We start from the raw sequence: 17,735 nt of genomic DNA, 5'->3' as shown, positions 1-17,735 counted from the left end.
GGATTTAAGATGAAGAAAATGATGAGTAGTGTACTAGCAGCTGGGATGGTCCTTTCAAGTATTCCTGTATCCGGCGTACAAGCAATGTCTTTAAACGACACCATTGTTCAAGAGAAAGAAGCAAACAATGAGAAAGACTCTGCACAGGTGTTATCTCTTATTGGATCAAATAGTATTGCCAAAGAGGTGACTAATTTTGTAGAAGGAAGTTTTTCTAGTGAAGGTGATGTGGATTGGTATAAGGTAACTTTAGCAGAACCTGGTAAAGTAAATGTTTCTTTCCATCCTGAAGACAAAACAGGAACAATTCCAAAGGATAACTATCCAGATGTTGATATTTTTTCAACACGTTATGATGGCTCTTTTGGAACGGTAGCATATCCTGATGATGCCTCCCAAAGAATCAAAGATTCTGCTGACGGAAATGTGTATTCTTGGTATTCTCATATCAATGATAATGACGTTTTTATTAGAGTTAAAAAGAATGAAGAGGCAGATTCTACTTACAATATGGGAATTGTATATGGCGTGAATAGTCCTTCAGGCGACGCACTTGAACCCAATACAGTTTTTAATAAGACTTGGGATCTCTATGAAAGTGCATTAATTGAGAAGAACACTTGGGTTAATACAAAGTGGAATAACCATTATGACGAAATGGACAACTTCTCCATTGAAGCTAGCTCAAAAGGGAAGTTAACTTACTCTGTTAAGTATGATGAAGAGGAGTATAACTACTGGAAGGAAGCAAATAAAGATTATTATAATACTTATGGAGTTTATGCAGAATTAAAAGATGGAAGTTACGATAAGATTGATGGTGAGGCTGTAATAGGCATTCCAAATCAAACTTATTCAAAGTCTCTTGAAATAGAAAATTCGAATTACACTGGTAAGTTTGTACTCTCACTTAAAAATGGGTTTCTAAAAAATCCTGATTATCAAGTAAAAATGGATTTTGAAGGGGACGTACAAGAACCAGAAAAAGATACCACTCCTCCTAAAGAAGTCAGTGGTCTGGAAGTTAGTTCTTTAACAAAAAATAGTGTCAAATTTAATTTTGCTTTACCTTCAGATTCTGATTTTGATAAGGTCCTTATCTATCGGGATGGAAGTAAGATTTATGAAAGTAACACTGGAACGTTTGAAGATATTGGTCTAACAGCAGAGAAAGGTTATTCTTATAAGTTCGTGACAGTAGATACTACTGGTAATCAGAGCGGTGGAATTTCTAAAAACATCACAACTTTACCTGAACCAGTAGAAGTAGACACAACAGCTCCTAGTGAGATCTCGGATATCCTTGTAAATGAATTATCCCATGAGAGAGTAACCTTTGACTATACTCTTCCAACTGATAAAGATTTTGATAAGGTGGTTATTTATCGAGACGGAAAGCAAATTGCTGAAACTCAAACCAATTCATTTACTGATATAGAACTTAAAGAAGATACATCTTATTCTTATAAATTTACTACAGTAGATGAAACTGGAAACAGCAGTGAGGGAAGTATTAAATCAATTACAACTAAAGAAAAACCATCCATTCCTCAACCTGAACCAACTGAACTTGAATATAAGCGGATTTCCGGTGATGATCGATATGAAACTTCTAAAGCTTTCTCACAAGAAATTCCTGCTCATTCTCTTGATACTGTTCTTTTGGCCTCTGGATCTGACTTTCCGGATGCACTTACAGGTGGAGTTCTAAATAATAAAATGAATGGTATTGTCTTACTCGTTCGTGATAACCAGGCTGTAATTAATGAACAACTAAAAGAGGCAAAGCGTGTCTTAAAAGATAATGGAAAGGTGGTCCTGTTGGGAGGAGATGCAGCAGTTTCTCCAAAGATTGAAAAGGCCTTCGCAAAAGAGTTTGAAACCGAGCGTCTTGGCGGAAAAACTCGATTCCAAACAGCTTTGAAAATTGCTGATAAAGTCAATGAGAACCCTGAAGAAATAGTCTTAACGTATGGTATGGATTTTGCAGATGCACTTAGCGTGGTCCCTTATGCTACTAAGAAGGAAATTCCTATCATGCTCAATACAAAAGGTGATAAGCTCCAAGAAGATGTAGCAAGCTATATCTCATCAAAGAAAAATACTTTGAAAAAAGTAACGATCATCGGTGGTACCGGGGTAGTTTCAACTTCTGTTGAAAAAGAGCTCACTAAGCTAGGAATCAAGACGATTGATCGTATCTCTGGTGAAAACCGTTATATCACATCTCTTGAAATTGCTAAGAAGCTATACCCTGAAACGAGATCTATTGCTTTAACGAACGCTTTTAGCTTTGCAGATGCATTAAGTGGCTCTCGCTTTGCGTTTGATCACAATCTTCCAGTTCTACTTACAGCTGAAGATGAAGTCGAAGATGAAGTGGTTAATCACTTTAAAGGAAATGTAGAGTCAGTATATCTATATGGCGGTAAAAGCGTGGTTTCTGAATCAATTAAAGAACAATTAAAAAAGTAACAAAAAAGCAACTTCTATTTTTATAGGAGTTGCTTTTTATTTCGGTGAAATGTTTCCACAATTTTCTTGCTGTGATATAATACTAGTGTAAAAGTTTAATAGACAGGGATGCCCCCTAAACGATTCATTCTTACTGATTTAGTAAGGATGGCTCTGTTTAGGGGGCTTTTTGTGTTCAGGAGGTGACTTCTTTGATATGGATATATAGACAAGTAGGTGCAAGGGATGGTTAGAAAAATAGCAATCTACTGTCTAGTATTTCTTCTTATAAATTTAATTAGCATTCAATTTATTGAGAATGCATATGCAGAAAGGGTTCATGGAAAAGGGGCTATCAACGTTGGTGCAGATTATTATCGTTCTTACAATTATCCTGATTCGACCGTAAAAGTCCCTTTGGGTAACTCCTGGATCTATGATCGGGTATATGACGCTCCAATTGAAAAAGGTATGGTACTAACGAATTACAGACTTTACTTTGGAGACGGTCGAGACATAGTAGCAATAAATAACCAAACCGGAACAGATCTTGTCACTTCATCTTATAAAGTTGGTAACCCGTTTATTAAAAGTTTTCCAAGTTCTTATGGAGACGTAACAAGTGCTGTAGAGGGGTATAGAGAAAATTCTTCAAGTGTAGGAAATTCTTTGTTCTTTGGTACCTCAAACGGAAAAATAGGTAAATTGACGGGTTATGGATTAGATGATGCCCAAGATGATCAAGAGATACAATTCAGCGGGACTATGAACAGTGAGCCAATAAATCATTTTGGTTATGTTAGTAGTGGTGATTATTTAGCAGCTGCATCAGAGACTCTGATTCGAATGATTGATACAAATAGTATGTCTCTCAAATGGACCGGAGGTATTGATAGCGGAGGAACTATATCTGGAATGACTGCGATATCAAGTAGCGACCTTTTAGTCACAACAGATCATGGTTTTGATAAAGGTTATGGATATATATACGATCATGCAATTCGTAATAGCGGGTATGGTATTAAGCCAACCAAAACTATCAACTACTTTGCAGGTATACCAAGAGCTCCTACATTCGATCGAGAGAGTAATTTAATATACTCAGTCGATAAAGAAGGTAGAATTTATCAACATGATACAGCTGGTGAGTTAGTTAACATAGCCTACGTGGGTGATGCTCCTACTAGAGGATATGAATCTATTGGCGGATCTGCAATCGATGAAAATTACGTTTATGCCAGTACCCTTAAGTCCTCTGTTTCAAGTTCTTATGGAACGATTAGTAGGCATAGTAAAAGCGATATCGATTCAAAGAAAACATATGTCCATAACGCTCCAGTTACAACTACTCCTATATTACTAAGTGGTTTACTCTATTTTGGGGATGCTAATGGACGTGTTTATGCTTTGGATCCTAGCACGATGGAAAAAGTTGAATGGTACCTTGATGAAACCATGATGACACCGAGAGATTACTTTGATATTGGTGCCAGTGTAATAACTTTAATTGGTGCAGATAATCACTTAATTGCTGCAAACAATGATAAGATAGCTGGATTTAAGGGACGACCTGATTTTTACATCGCTGATCAAAGTGTCAATAATGATGTTGCTCAAGGAGCACGTGTCAACTTTTATTCAGATACAATGCCTAGCATTTCACTACGTAGTGAAATTGGTAACGCTGGAACATTCGATTATGATATTTACACTGATTTCAACGGTACTAACTCACAGCAATCGAAATTTGAAATAACTAATAAGGATTCTAATACATCAATACCTTTATTTAACGAAACATATTCAAATAATGCAGGTTCAGATTATTCGGATGAACTAATGCCTCAAGACAAAACAAAGTTCCAAGTTCCAGTTAACCGATCTTTTAATATATCTAATTCTTTTATTCCTGATTCAGAAGGTCAGTTTAACTTTAAAACAACCGCTGATGTGGGGGATATTCAAAAAGAGTTTGATAACTTCGGAGCAAATGAAAAAATTTCTAATTTCGACGTTGTTGACATGCGTCATCCTACCGCTCTTGCAAAATACTCTGTGATAAACCGAGGCGATACTAATGAATTTAACCTTTCTATCACTCAAAAGTACAGCCAGCGTTCTTATGTTTTCGAAGTAAGATACCCAAATGGTTCAGATGCAATGTATAAGAGCGGTAATGGTACACCGCCGAGTATCCTTGCTATGGAAATTTCTGATAACGCGCCAAGGGGAAACTACGAATATAGATTAAAACTAATGAATAAGTTCAATGAATGGTTGTATAGTCCGTGGAAGAGTTTTGATGTTGTCAATATTCCACCAAATGCGGGTTTTACTACTAATAAAATGTCTTTTGTTCGTGGGGAGAATGTTCAAATCACAAGTACCGCTTCAGACCCGGATGGTGATTCGCTAACCCATTCTTATGTTATTACATCACCTAGCGGTATAAAGAGCTATTCAAGTAGTATCAATCCTTCTTTCAAAGTCACTGAATTGGGGAGATATTCAATTTCTCAAACGGTGAATGATGGAGCTGGCGGAACTGATTCCTACTCAAGTAGCATAAACGTATTAAATAGAGCACCTAATGCTGGATTTAACACTGACAAGTCAACTTATTATGATGACCAATCAATCAGAGTTACTAGTACCGCTTCAGATCCCGATGGTGATTCGTTAGCTCATACGTACACAGTGACTCGTCCAGATGGCAGTAAATATAATACGACTCAAACAAATCCAACTATTTCTTCTCTTCAAAAGGGGACTTACACCATTAGACAAGTTGTAAGTGATGGTAATGGTGGGAGTGACGCATTTTCAAAATCAGTTACAGTTCTTAACAGGGGACCACAAGCAGGTTTTATTACAAATAAACCATCTTATTACAATGATGAAACAATTAAAGTAACCAGTACTGCGACTGACCCAGATGGTGATTCATTAACACATACGTATACAATTACTCGTCCTGACGGAACGAAATATACTACCAATACTACGAATCCGTCTATTACTTCTTTACAAAAAGGGACTTACACGATCAAACAAGTAGTAAACGATGGGAACGGTGGTAGTGATACTGTTACGAAGACGGTTAAAGTTGTAAACAGAGGTCCAAAAGCAGGTTTTAATACGGACAAACCATCGTATTATAATGAGCAATCGATCAAAATTACTAGCACTGCTACTGATCCAGATGGAGATGCGCTAACACATACGTATACGATTACTCGTCCAGATGGTAGTAAGTATTCAACTAACACAGTTAATCCAACTATTTCAAATCCACTTCAAAAAGGAAAGTATACCATTCATCAAGTTGTAACTGATGGTAATGGTGAAAGTGATTCGGTCACTAAATCAGTGGATGTAGGTAATAGAGGTCCAAAAGCGGGCTTTACGACTAATAAAACAGATTACCTAAATAATGAGAAAGTCTACGTGACGAGTACAGCAACCGATCCAGATGGTGACCCTCTAACGTATCTTTACAAAATCACTAGACCGAATGGAACAACTTTTACTTTAACTAATGAAAATCCTAATTTCGGCTCTCTTGTACCAGGTACTTACAAGATTGAGCAAACCGTAAAAGATACTTCTGGTGCAACGGATTACTTTGCTCGAACTGTTTCTGTAACATCTGCTAATAGACCTCCAACAGCAGGTTTTAACTTTGATAAATCAAAATATTATAAAGGAGAATCGATCCGGATTACATCAACGGCAACTGATCCAGACGGTGATTCTCTAAATCACGTTTATCAAATCACGCGACCTGATGGCAGTAAGTTTACTAGTAATCAAATAAATCCATCTTTCACTGCAACACAAACTGGTACTTATATTGTGAGGCAAACAGTTACAGACCCATCAGGTTTATCAGATTCAATGACAAAATCACAATGGGTACAAACGCTTCCTACTCCAGGTTTTTCAACTAATAAGGCTTCTTTTTATAGAGGGGAAACCGTACGAGTAACAACTAGCGCTTTTGATGAAGATGGCGGTACAGTTAATCATGTTTACGAGGTAACTGCACCAAATGGGCAAAAGTCCACTTACACTTCTGCTAATCCTACATTCTCTGTAAATCAACTCGGCAAGTATACAATTAAGCAGACTGTAACAGATGACGAAGGAGATAAGGCAAACACATCAATAGAAATCACTGTATTGAATCGTGGACCAGCTGCAGGTTTTAGCCTTAATAAATCAAAATACTATAAGGGTGAAACAATCGCGATAACATCTTCTGCTTTTGATGCAGATGGAGACCCATTGAGCTATTCCTATGACATAACGAAACCAAATGGACAAACCATCACATCAAGTCTTATAAATCCATCTTTCATCGCTAATGTATCTGGCACATATACCATTAAACAAACAGTAACGGACCCATATGGGTTAAAAGATTCTGTCACTCATACACAATGGGTGCAGACGCTTCCAACCCCAGGATTTGACACGGACAAAACATCTTATGTTAGAGGGGATACAATGAAAATAACCTCGAGTGCATTTGATGAAGATGGAGGGAATTTAACTTATCGTTATGAAGTTGTTGCTCCAAATGGTTCAAAACAAACTTCAACAGCTGAAAATCCTTCCTTCACAGTAACTCAGCTTGGAGAGTATATAATCAAGCAGAACGTAACAGATGATGAAGGAGATCAAGCTTCTATTTCTAAAAAGGTAAATGTACTTAATCAACCACCAAAAGCAGGATTTAAGCTTGATAAGGTTAAGTACTATAAAAATGAAACGATCAACATTCGTTCTACAGCAACCGATCCGGATGGAGATGTATTAACTTATAACTATGAAATAACCCGACCGAACGGAACTAAGTTCAATTCATCCGCTGTTAACCCAAGCTTTAAGGCAACGGAAACTGGCACATATACCATTAAGCAAGTAGTTAGAGATCCACAGGGGGCTTCTGATACATTTTCGAAATCTCAATGGGTGCAAACTCTCCCTACACCTGGATTCCTAACAGATAAAGGAATTTATGTACGCGGAGAAACGGTTGAAGTAACCAATAAAGCGTTTGATGAAGATGGCGGTCCAGTTATCGTTTCTTATGAAATAACTGCTCCTGACAAGACGAAGAAGACTTATAATGAACCAAATCCAGCCTTTGAGGTCGAGCAAAATGGTGATTATATCATTAAACAAACAGTGACCGATGATGAAGGTGATCATGCTACTGTTACTAAAAAAATCAACGTTGTTAACCAACCACCAGAGGCAGGGTTTGAAACAGACGCTACAGAGTATTTCATTGGTGATACAGTGAAGGTGACAAGTACTGCTACCGATCCGGATAAAGACCCGTTAACGTTTAAATATGTGGTCACTAAGCCAAATGGCAACACATTCACTAAAACAACAAAAGATTTCACCTTTAAAACTGATCAACTTGGTGAGTACATGATTAAACAAACTGTCACAGACACATTTGATGCAACCGATACTGAAACGAAAAAAGTATTGGTAAAAGATCTCATAATTACTGGTACAGTAAAGCATACAGACAAGTGGAATGAGAAACATGCTGCACTTGGTAACGCGCCAAACGAATTTTACTCTGGTGAAACATTTATGTTAGACGCAGAAATTACTAACTATCCCGCTAATTATGTGAGAGTGAAATTTGAAGGGAAGCAAGTGAGCGGTAATAATATGCTTCTATTCGCTAACCTCGCTCAGCAGTCTGGAGAACTATATACAGGAGAAATATACGAACCTGAAATGTCAGAACCAGATACAATGCTTGCTGGTGGTGTAGTGAATTTTGATTTTGAGGTAGAGTATATTAACGGAACGGTCAGAACAACCACTGTACCAGTAATAGTAATAGGTTCGGCATTTGATGCGCTTCAAATGCATCAAAGCCATTAGAGATTATTATAGTTGGAGCCAGATTAGCTGGCTCCTGTTTAATAGGAGGAAACTAACTTGATTAAGGAAAATGATATTAACACTAAAAGGGAAATAGCTTATTGGACATTCTTTTTAAAGGTAAACGGAAAAGAGGTATCCTATGAATACTTAGAAAGTCATAACCACATTTGCCCTACGTGTAGAAAGGAAATGAAAGAGAAGGGAAACTTTTTTGCTACGCTAAATCCAAATGACCTTACCAAAGGCGCTATTGCCCGCCAATGCCTTAAATGTACTGTAGAAAATGAAAAGAAAATGATGAAGGCTAAAAAAAGAAAAACAAGAAATTTAAATGATAGCAACACTGCTTTTATGGAGAGATACATTTGGAACAAAATATCATAACTTCTCCGTACTTTGTATTGCCCTCACTCTATCTCACGATAATAGAAAGAGTGGGGGCATTCTTAATTATTTCAACTATTAAAAGGAGGTCATATGCTTGGATAAACAATCAATCTTAAAAATCGCCAAGAGTGAGTTGCTGCTTGTAGTGGAAAGTTGACTGACAATGGTAAACTATCCGCTAAGGAGGTTGACTATGAATAAAGAAAAGAAAAAATTCTTAATGAGTATCTTCTTTTTGTTTATCACGGTCTTATTCATTTTGGGTGCCAGTATCAGCTATATTTACCAGACAGATCTCATCACCTTTTACTTCACATTGAAAGACTTTAGCCGTCCAAGCAACAGCGATCTTATGGCTGGTCCATCAATAGGTGATACAAGAGCTCTCATATGGATATTTGTCATACTAACGTTTCCGCTATGCATCATATTAGGATTTGAAAAAATCGCTCGATCAAAATAAATCATTAATCGAAAGGAGGATGATCCGCATCTTTTCAAAAGAGACTTTGCCAGAATTCATCGTTAAAGATGAAGAATAAGCTTCTAGCCTTCTTAGACAAGCTAAAGAGCTCATGAACTATAATATTACTAAATAATGACTTTATGATGAGGGCTAAATGGGTGAGCTCTCAGCTTTTTTATTGTAAAAGAGATAAAATTCCCATTTTTGTATCCATTTTCAAATCCTTTGTTTTACAATAGATATACAAATACATAATGCCAACTATGAAAGGAGCGTGTTAATGAGTCATTATAATGAAACAGGAGAGAATGCCATTGTAGAGCTTGAAGGTGTACATGTGCATCTATCGTTAGCTGAAGAATGTCTTACTAGCCCAGAAGCATTAAGAGAAATCAGAAGATTAAAAAGTGATATTTTGAAATTAATGAAGGATATACCCAGGTACGAAGGTGATTCAATAAAAGCTGTGCGTAAATACCCCTTAAAGAGCACTGGATCATCATTTAAGCCTCGATCAACCATACATAACATCACCGGATCAAAGGCTCCTCTAATTGAACAGAGGGGCAACAAAGACAAATATTAATTAGGAGATGAATTTAGATGACTAATAAACAGGTTCTCAATACTAGAATTACAACAGGTTTACCATCCGAGGATAATATAGAACTAGATATTCAAGTAAAAGGGAAGGCAGATAACGATACTGAGTTAATCGTAAATGCTATTGAAAAACTTATTTCCACGATAGACGTAAAACACGCCTGTAACGAAGACGGTACTTTGTTTGAAAGATATATGGACCGAATTTTATTATATCTTGCAGATAGTTATGGATATGAAGGTTGGTACGATTTGTATGAAGATTTAGAAAGCACTTATAACCCTCAAGCAGATACTGATGAATATACCGTGGCATCAAAACTAACGGTTTTAAGAGCGGTTATCCATCAAATTGAAGAAAAACAACGTCTCACTAAATAATAGCTTTTGAAGTATACCAAACCTAAGTAAAAAGAGATACAATGAGGGTGTATAGCTTTTTACTTATATTTTGTTTTTGCAATCTCTTTAGAGATTAGCTGAATATTTATCAAACTAGCGATCTTTGGATCGACGATACTCTATACTTTATTCAAGTATGGTTAAAAGTCGTCTCCTAGATCGTTTTTTGTTTGTAAACGTTAGGAGGGAGCACCAGGTAGTTAAAGAAACAAGTTAATTAAATGGCATTAAAAAAGCGGAGGTGTACGTAATTGGCGCAGGAAGATAAGTATTATCATAGTAGGTTGCTTGCCCTTAGTTATGTGTTTGATCGCCCGATAGAGCAACTTAAAAACAGTTATATTGACGAGAAATATTCGAATTGGATAATTTGGTTGTTACTTAGTCCGATTCGAGACATACCTAAAATTAAGTCGGTAAGTACTGGAGTGAAAAGCTTATTTAATCTATCATTGATCCCTATTTTAAGTGCAGCAACGGTGCCTATTTATCTTAATATACCTGGCATTCATACATCCTTGGATATTGTGATCGGTTACTTATTGGGTTATCTATTTACACTATTTTTCTATTATAGAAAAATACTTCAGTTTGATAGTGGTCATTTTCACACTGGGGCTTATAGGAAATTTAGAAATCAAGAATATCAACTTTTTAGAGCTGCTTTTCTTGATGATAAGAACGATTTTTACTTTAAGGGCCTTTATGATTATCTCGATGCGATTTTGCAAAGAGGAGAGAATTTCGATTCGCTTATTACTACAGTGGATACGCGCTTGGACAATTATCTCCAAAATGAAAGAGTCGATTACAAGAAGCAAGTTGGTATATTAGAGGATAAGTTAAATCAAACTGAACAATCGGTTAGAGAACTGACAGATGGCTATGAGGCAGTGATTGATGAATTAATTGATGATAGAGATCAATTAATGGAGGGTGCAGTTTATGTGATACAGTTGATTAAAGATATCAACATTTTACTTTACCGTATCAAAAACAAGTTATTCTCTACTAAAGATTTGAACCTGGTATCTGGGTTTACCTTATACGAAAAAGATGGGGAAGTAATGCGACGAATAGAAGACGTAGGTACTACTGGTATTTCTCCAGAAAAAATCCCTTTAGATTCTAAGAGATATAGTGAGTGGGGCGTACTTAAGGTTATAAATGAAGATCTAAAAACTCCTTTTGTGAATGATCCTTATTCAAATCATTCAATCGTATCTTATCAAATGAAAATGGACTATGGGAAACGATGGGTATTCAATTTTCATTTTGATAAGAGTGATTTGAAAAGCTATCATCTTTTAATAAACGATGATATAATTGAGTCAAGAGAGATATATAGATTGATTCATGCTCTCTGCTTATTATCACAAGATAATCAATTATTTCCAAAGGAGGCGGCTAATAAATGAGCGAAAAAAATGGAATAATCGTATTCAAGACTCAATCAGAGATTAATGCCGACCGACGAAGGAAGACTGATGAGAAGTTAAAAGCTTTGAGATCACGCGTTGAGGAAATTAAACGAGACATCCATAATAATACTAAAGAAAAGTCACCGGTCTAACTGGTGGCTTTTTTTAGTGTTTCTTTAAACCATCTAACAGATCCTTACGTTGTTTCTTTAATTTTTCAGCTCGACTTTTAAATTCCTTTGTACGCTTTGCTAAACGTTCATCTCTACCTTCTAGCTTTAATGCTTTTCCCTTTGAGTTAAAGTTTATTAAGTCACCCATACTTCTCCCTCCTACTAAATCAATTAATGCCCACTTTTTATAAAAAAACACGTGCCTTTTAAATATGTACTATGATTTGATACTAATAATGTGAAAAAGTCGTAAAAAAAGGAGAGGTTTTCGCCGAACACAAAATTTCAATCTCTTGAAAAGGGAACTCCAGTTCGGTATGATGTGATTGAAGAGTGAATATGGAGGGCGGTAAACTGTATGATACAAAAGGTAAATCCTGAATACAACATACTTTCAAAAGTATATTCAGCAATGGAAAATGTAGAGAAGTTAGAAATAACATACAAAAATTCTAAGGGTCAAATATGCCTCATTGAGGGGTACATACACTATATTGATTTCAAACCCAAAGAACTTCGATTAATCGATTTAAATGATAAATTACATTATATAGGATGGTTAAGCATTATGAAGATTATTAATAAAACTAGTTTAACTTACCTACCATAGCATTGTATAAAATAATTTGGTGAGGTGAATGGTTAAATGAAAGATATTGAAGTGATGAGAGTACCTGGAGAGTCATGTCACTATTGTGGAAAGGTAGTGGGGAAGGATATCGATGCAGTGGGGAGATTATATGACTGGATAGATCCAGACCACTTGAGGCATTCGAATCTTTATTGTAGAGAACATTTTGTTATGGTGCGGAAATTTCAAGAAGAATCAAAGGCGCGGTTTTTAGAATGCTATCAATCTTCCGAGAGCCGGGCACAACTACCAGAAAAGTCTTTTGAATTATACAACAGGCTGAGTAAATCTTGATGTCAGTATATACTTTTGTATAATTTTCATTTGCACCAAAGTATAAACTAAGGATGTAAATTGCAACAAAACTCTAAACGCAACTCATTGTATATATTAAAAATCATTTCTACTATGTAATTATTAAAATGATACAATGAGGTAGAAGTTATATAATATAGATTTTATACTTTTATGTGCATCGATAAACATGTATGTTCTTACATCAAATAACTTCATAAAATATGAATTTGGTGAAGTTTAATGAAGGAACAAGAACATAAGTTTGATATAATGTTAATAGATATTTAGGAGGTGGTACATTGACTACCCAAAAAAACAAGTTAACTTTTGGAAAAATAGCGGTCTCTTTTAGTGCTTCTATAATCACCGCATTATTGGTAATTTATTTTTTAAAGACCAAAGTTAAAACAATTTACATTCCTTTTGTAGATATTACTATTACGCAATATCACATAGGAATTGGTGCAATTATTTTAATCATCTTATTTATAGGAAGTATTCTTTTTAAAGAGAAAATTTTATTGAATATTTTAGATGCACATATCAATATTCTATTTACTAGCATAGCAGCTCTAGCTTATTTAATACTATCTATTGTCCTTCTTACTATAAGTAATGAGCTGGTTAATGAATTTTATTATACTATTTTAATTTATTTCTTTTTAAGTACCTTAATAGTTTTTCCAATCAATATCAAACTACGCCAGTTAAATATAGGAACTGAAAGATATCATAAGATACTTAATTTCATATTATTTTATTCCTCAACTGTTCTTGTTACTGCCGCCTTTGTTGCACCAGACTTTCAAGGTAGAATAGGTTATCTCGTTCTAATACTTGCAGTTCCAATACTAAGTAATAGCTATTATAATTCGTTTTATTCTAAGATTACAAAATGATGTTATTTCACTTCATATAGAATGATTTTTATGAAGTTATTTCGACAATAATCGACACATTTATTATACGGAGGGTCTTCTATGCACAAAACAACTTCAGAACGCGATCGAGAATATCTACATAATCACATGAGAGCGTTGCCTTACTATGTTCAAAAATTCATTAGATATAAAGAGCGTAAGTTATCGCCTTCTACCCTCCGTGGTTATTCACTTGATTTTGAAATTTTTTTCAAATGGTTGCTAGCATTTAATGATAACAAATGGATTTCTATTGATAAAATCCCCCTCTCTGCTCTTGAAAAGCTTAGGGTCGATGATATAGAAGAAGATTTCTTGTACTTTCTTTCTATAAAAAATGAGGAAGAAAAAAAGAAGATAAATAAAAAAGCTACCATAAACAGAAAGCTTTCAGCACTAAAGTCACTCTTCTACTACTTAGGAAATATCGCTGAAGATGAAAATCTTAACCCCCTCCTCTACCGTAATGTCATGGCAAAAATTGAGCTGGAGGATCTGAAGCTTGATAAAGAAACTCTAGCCCAACAAATTAGCAGCAAGATCTTACTCCGTGATGAAATAGACGATTTTAGAGCTTATGTCGCTGGTGGATATGAGAATAATATTACTAATAAGCTTGCATTAAGAAGATATAAGCAAAACAAAGAGCGGGACACCGCGATCATATCCCTCATACTTAGTTCTGGTTTAAGAATTAATGAGGTTGCAAATATTACTCTTTCAAATCTAAATATGGTGGACGGAAATGTAGAAGTAATAAGAAAAGGTGAAAAAGAGCGTATCGTTAGCTTCTCTAGCATTGCATCTAATGACCTATGTGAGTATTTAAGAGTTAGAAAATCAAGATATAAGGCAACTAAGAAGCAAGATTATTTGTTTCTAACTCTCCAACAAACCAAAGAAGGATCACCCATGACCAAACGAGCTATGCAGTTAATGATTGAAAAATATTCTAAAGCTTTTGGTAAGCCAAAAATTAAAGCTCACGGTCTAAGACATTCTTTTGCCACGCGATTCTACCAGGAAACTAATAACATCGCTCAACTTAAAAAAATATTAGGGCATGAATCAATCGAGACTACTATGATTTATACTCATGTGTTTAACACCGAGATTAAAGATGCGATTGAAATGGTGGATCGACAAGAAAATTAGTGACAGGAGGAATATATATGGTAGGACAAACCGAGTTCAATACCCCTATTTTCATGACATTTTCTGTTATGGCTTCTTTCAATACAGGAAATAAGCGCCTTTAAAACTTCAAAGAAGCTATACATTAAACTGGTTGATTTACTTAAGGGAAATTCAGAATCTAAAGTTCACCAGGATATTAACCAAATAAATGACCTAATAAACCAGGTAGAGGAAAGAGTACCAGGATACAAGAGCAAGGAATTAATGGATGCGCGAATATTACTGGAAAAGTTAAGTATAAATAAATGAGGAAAAAAGATAATAAGTAGCATTTATTCTATTAATTTTAAGCTATTGTTGATAATGGAACTAAAATAGTGGAAACTCATTTGAGTTTCCACTAAGCTATTCAACAATCGCTTCGAGATAATAGAGGATCATTTTACCCCACTAATAAATTCTTCAATGATGTAATTATACAAAGCTGGTTTATCAATATTAGCAGTGTGCCCGGCATTTGGAATAAGCCCGACATTTAGATTTGGATTTTCACTCTTTACATATGAAGTAGCCTTAACCTCGTGCTGTTCTTGATCACCATTTAATAGCAGTGTAGGTACTTTTAAAGAGGATAATCCTACATTTGTTACAGTTGGATATTTAAAGGTCATCGAATGAAGGACAGTTCTTAATGTTTTGTTCCATTTACTACCGTGAACAGCTTCGAAATATGAGGCTGTCTCTTTATCATTGTTATCAATATTTAGAAAATGATTATACTGATTCTCCATTATTCCTTCAAGTTCTTTAGGAATAAAAGGAGAATAGCCAGTCAGCATAATTCCTTTAACTAAGTTAGGTTTTTCCATTGCAGTATGTATGGCTAGCGAAGCTCCTAATGACAAGCCTATTAAATAGCCTTCACCATTTGCTTCTAAATACTGAATTAACCATTCTAAAGTATCTTTAAAATACTCTTCTTGACTAGAACATTCATTTTCACCGTGACCTGGTAGATCCACTGCATCAACTACATATTGCTTACCAATGAGAAATTTGTTCTTTAAAATGCAACTTGCCAGTTCCCATAAAACCGTGAAGCATATATATCTTTTCCAATATTAAATCCCCCAATTTCTTTCCCTGATTTTTGAATGCTAATTTCCATTGCTTTAATACCAATTATTTCAAACTAGTGCGAACAACTCAATCTTTTATTCACATTAAAGGGAGCCTATCTTATTACAGATAAGTAACGAGACTATCATTCGAGGAACCTTCAAGATGAATCGGTAAACCAACCCTCAATAGACCTGCATTGATCAAAAGCTTAGTACTTGGGCTATAATAATAAAATTTATGTCACGATGACCTTTAAGGAAGTTCAAGCTATGCTTTATATCTTGGAGTGTGCTTATTGTTTGTGGTCCCTCTATAAGATGGTTGAAATGGTGATACTGAACCGTAAGTTGAAAAGTAACAGCAAGTATCATCAATAGCAAAGCTAAACTAAATAATTGAATCTCCGAAAAGAACTTAAGGATGAGACCAATGGACAGGAACTAGTATCGAAACGCCTCGTTGTAAAGAATCTAAAAGCGCATTTACTTCTTTTAACTTCGATTTAGATAGTAATTCAGGTAGTATTACTCGTTAACACAGTTCTGAAAAACATTAACAATGAATGATTGGTTAATTCCATAGTTAACCAAATGAGTTCTATGTAAAATACCACCGTCAAAATCTCCTTAATTAGAATTAGTCTTTCTATCTCAATTTTATCAGCGTAAAATAAAGGTTGTCCCCATTGAAAATATTTACATTATTCCACAACTTTAGAATGGATTTCATTGTCACCAGACTCTCTAAGCTTTAACGGCGAATCTGATTATTGTGATAAGATGTAATCTATTTTATACTCACTCCATAGATCATGACAGACGATAATATTCATTGAATCAATCGATTTATTGAATGCCAGGAGGCCTTTATGGAAACGAAACAGTTAATCACATTCAAAACTGCTGCTGAATACTTAAATTTCACAAAGACAGCCAAAATCCTAAAGTTTGCTCAATCGAGTGTGACTGCCCAAATTAAAGCTTTAGAAAATGAATTAGATTCTCCGTTATTTGAACGCTTAGGAAAAAGACTCTACTTAACAGAGACTGGCCGCCAGTTTAAGAAATACGCTGATCAAATATTAGCTTTAACAGAAGAAGCACAGCAGGTGACCAGAGGGTTGGAAGAGCCTTCTGGCACCTTAGTGATCGGTGCACAAGAGAGTCAATGCACCTATCGACTGCCTACAATATTGAAAGCATTCAAAGATCAGTTTCCTCAAGTCAAACTAATATTTAAACCTGCACATTCGGATGATTTGGCCAAAGAAAAATTAATGGATGGGACTTTAGATATTGCTTTCATCATGGATGTATCCAAGCCAAAGGATCCGTTAAATGTAGAGACTCTTCTGCAAGACAATATGAAATTAGTCGCAGCACCCGATCACCCATTACATAGTAAAAATGAAATTACTCCAAAGGATCTCGAAGATGAAACGCTTCTTTTGACTGAAACCGGCTGCTCTTACCGAACCATTTTAGAGAAATCGCTCATAGAGGCTGATGTGCACCCTACTAATAAATTTGAGTTTGTTAGCATTGAAGCGATTAAGCAATGTGTAATAGCTGGTCTAGGAGTAGCCATTCTCCCTGAAATGGTAGTAGAAAAAGATATTCAAGAAGGAAGCATAAAAGAAATGTATTGGACTGCTGATACACCTGTCTTCTATACTCAAATCGCTTGGCACAAAGATAAGTTTATGACCATACCATTAGAAGCCTTCATTGATTTAACACGAAAAATTCTGCAAACCTCATAGTTTATAGAAAAGGATGTTAACCACCCATGGCTAACATCCTT

General features: G+C 35.4%; 12 protein-coding genes. 10 read left to right on the top strand and 2 right to left on the bottom strand.

The genetic code is table 11. The annotated features are described in order from the left end of the window. Positions 1–9: 9 nt before the first annotated feature. The 7 genes from IQ283_RS08180 to IQ283_RS08150 all read left to right on the top strand — a co-directional run bounded on the left by IQ283_RS08180 (position 10) and on the right by IQ283_RS08150 (position 11,649). Positions 10–2,475, top strand: coding sequence for a cell wall-binding repeat-containing protein (locus IQ283_RS08180; protein WP_194219705.1), 2,466 nt, complete (start codon positions 10–12; stop codon positions 2,473–2,475). Positions 2,476–2,700: 225 nt separating this feature from the next. Beyond that, positions 2,701–8,370: a PQQ-binding-like beta-propeller repeat protein gene (locus tag IQ283_RS08175; RefSeq protein WP_194219704.1), complete on the top strand. Its 5,670-nt coding sequence runs from the start codon at positions 2,701–2,703 to the stop codon at positions 8,368–8,370. A 57-nt stretch (positions 8,371–8,427) separates the two neighbouring features. After that, positions 8,428–8,757: a hypothetical protein gene (locus IQ283_RS08170; protein WP_194219703.1), complete on the top strand. Its 330-nt coding sequence runs from the start codon at positions 8,428–8,430 to the stop codon at positions 8,755–8,757. A gap of 196 nt (positions 8,758–8,953) precedes the next feature. Then, positions 8,954–9,223: a hypothetical protein gene (locus tag IQ283_RS08165; RefSeq protein WP_194219702.1), complete on the top strand. Its 270-nt coding sequence runs from the start codon at positions 8,954–8,956 to the stop codon at positions 9,221–9,223. A 283-nt stretch (positions 9,224–9,506) separates the two neighbouring features. Beyond that, on the top strand, positions 9,507–9,812 hold the full coding sequence (locus IQ283_RS08160; RefSeq protein ID WP_194219701.1) for a hypothetical protein: 306 nt from the start codon (positions 9,507–9,509) through the stop codon (positions 9,810–9,812). A 17-nt stretch (positions 9,813–9,829) separates the two neighbouring features. Then, positions 9,830–10,210: a hypothetical protein gene (locus IQ283_RS08155; RefSeq protein ID WP_194219700.1), complete on the top strand. Its 381-nt coding sequence runs from the start codon at positions 9,830–9,832 to the stop codon at positions 10,208–10,210. Positions 10,211–10,482: 272 nt separating this feature from the next. Beyond that, the gene (locus IQ283_RS08150) at positions 10,483–11,649 is read left to right on the top strand and encodes a hypothetical protein (RefSeq protein ID WP_194219699.1); all 1,167 of its coding nucleotides are present in this window, start codon (positions 10,483–10,485) and stop codon (positions 11,647–11,649) included. A 168-nt stretch (positions 11,650–11,817) separates the two neighbouring features. On the opposite strand, the gene IQ283_RS08140 is transcribed toward IQ283_RS08150, so the two are convergent. Continuing rightward, positions 11,818–11,973, bottom strand: coding sequence for a hypothetical protein (locus tag IQ283_RS08140; protein ID WP_194219697.1), 156 nt, complete (start codon positions 11,971–11,973; stop codon positions 11,818–11,820). 1,079 nt (positions 11,974–13,052) lie between these two features. Here IQ283_RS08140 and IQ283_RS08135 point away from each other — a divergent pair. Continuing rightward, a complete protein-coding gene (locus IQ283_RS08135; RefSeq protein WP_194219696.1) occupies positions 13,053–13,652 on the top strand; it encodes a hypothetical protein in 600 nt (199 codons plus the stop codon). A gap of 81 nt (positions 13,653–13,733) precedes the next feature. Continuing rightward, positions 13,734–14,828 (top strand): tyrosine recombinase XerS, encoded by a 1,095-nt coding sequence (xerS, locus tag IQ283_RS08130; RefSeq protein WP_194219695.1) that lies wholly within the window; start codon positions 13,734–13,736, stop codon positions 14,826–14,828. Positions 14,829–15,247: 419 nt separating this feature from the next. Here xerS and IQ283_RS08125 read toward each other — a convergent pair whose 3' ends face one another. Next, entirely contained in the window at positions 15,248–15,880 is a 633-nt protein-coding gene (locus IQ283_RS08125) for an alpha/beta fold hydrolase (RefSeq protein ID WP_408962584.1), read from the bottom strand. 920 nt (positions 15,881–16,800) lie between these two features. On the opposite strand from IQ283_RS08125, the gene IQ283_RS08120 reads away from it, so the two are divergent. Further along, the gene (locus IQ283_RS08120) at positions 16,801–17,694 is read left to right on the top strand and encodes a LysR family transcriptional regulator (protein WP_194219693.1); all 894 of its coding nucleotides are present in this window, start codon (positions 16,801–16,803) and stop codon (positions 17,692–17,694) included. Positions 17,695–17,735 lie beyond the last annotated feature (41 nt).

This window comes from Pseudalkalibacillus hwajinpoensis, assembly GCF_015234585.1.
GTDB lineage: Bacteria > Bacillota > Bacilli > Bacillales > Guptibacillaceae > Guptibacillus > Guptibacillus hwajinpoensis_B.
This window is presented reverse-complemented; position numbering and strand designations above follow the sequence as displayed.